Origin of the sequence: Streptomyces sp. AK02-01A, assembly GCF_033795305.1 — a bacterium.
Classification (GTDB): Bacteria; Actinomycetota; Actinomycetes; order Streptomycetales; family Streptomycetaceae; genus Streptomyces.
On the sequence record NZ_JARBAE010000125.1, the window covers coordinates 1 to 976 of the forward strand.

A 976-nucleotide genomic window follows, 5' to 3' on the forward strand; every position below is an offset into this window, starting at 1 on the left:
CGATCTGGTGCTCTCGCTGACCGCGAAGGGCCTGACCTCCGGCGAGATCGTCTCCCACCTCGCCCAGACGTATGGGATGACGACCACGAAGGAGACCATCTCCACGATCACCGACAAGGCCCTGGAATCGATGGCGGAATGGCGCACCCGCCCGCTCGATCCGGTCTACCCGGTCGTCTTCATCGACGCCGTGCACGTCAAGATCAGGGACGGTCATGTCGCCAACCGGCCGATCTACGTGGCCGTTGCGGTCACCGCCGACGGCTACCGCGAGATTCTCGGCCTGTGGGCCGGGGACGGCGGGGAAGGCGCCAAGTACTGGACCACAGTCCTGACCGAGATCAAGAACAGAGGCGTCCGTGATGTGCTCATGCTGGTCTGTGACGGGCTGAGCGCCCTGCCCGATGCGGTGAACACCGTCTGGCCCCGGACTGTGGTGCAGACCTGCGTGGTCCACCTCATCCGCGCCAGCCTGCGCTATGCCTCGCGCCGCGACTGGGCTGAGGTCGCCCGCGACCTCAAGCCCGTCTACACCGCCGTCAACGAGGAAGAAGCCCGGCAACGGCTCGCCGACTTCGACGCCACGTGGGGCAGGCGCTACCCCTCGATCGCCGGAACCTGGGAGCGGGCCTGGAGCGAGTTTGTGCCCTTCCTCGGCCTGCCCGACGCGATCCGGCAGGTCGTCTACACCACCAACGCGATCGAGTCCCTCAACGCCCGCTACCGGCGCGCGGCCCAGGCATGCGGGCACTTTCCCAACGAGCAGGCCGCCCTCAAACGCCTCTACCTCGCCACCCTCGCCCTCGACCCCACCGGCCGCGGCCGCCAGCGCTGGAACAACCGCTGGAAGTCCGCCCTCAACGAGTTCGACGTCCTCTTCGACGGCCGCCTTACCGCCGGACGAGTGTAGGCCGAACAGCCCACCGAACAACTCATAGGCCAAACAGACGAATCACACCTAATTCCTGATAGACCC

Annotated in this window: 1 protein-coding gene; it reads left to right on the plus strand. The window is 66.7% G+C overall.

Going from position 1 to position 976, the window contains the following annotated elements:
- The coding region (locus PV679_RS36010) for an IS256 family transposase (RefSeq protein ID WP_319685496.1) at positions 1–910 on the plus strand (910 nt) is incomplete at its 5' end.
- Positions 911–976 lie beyond the last annotated feature (66 nt).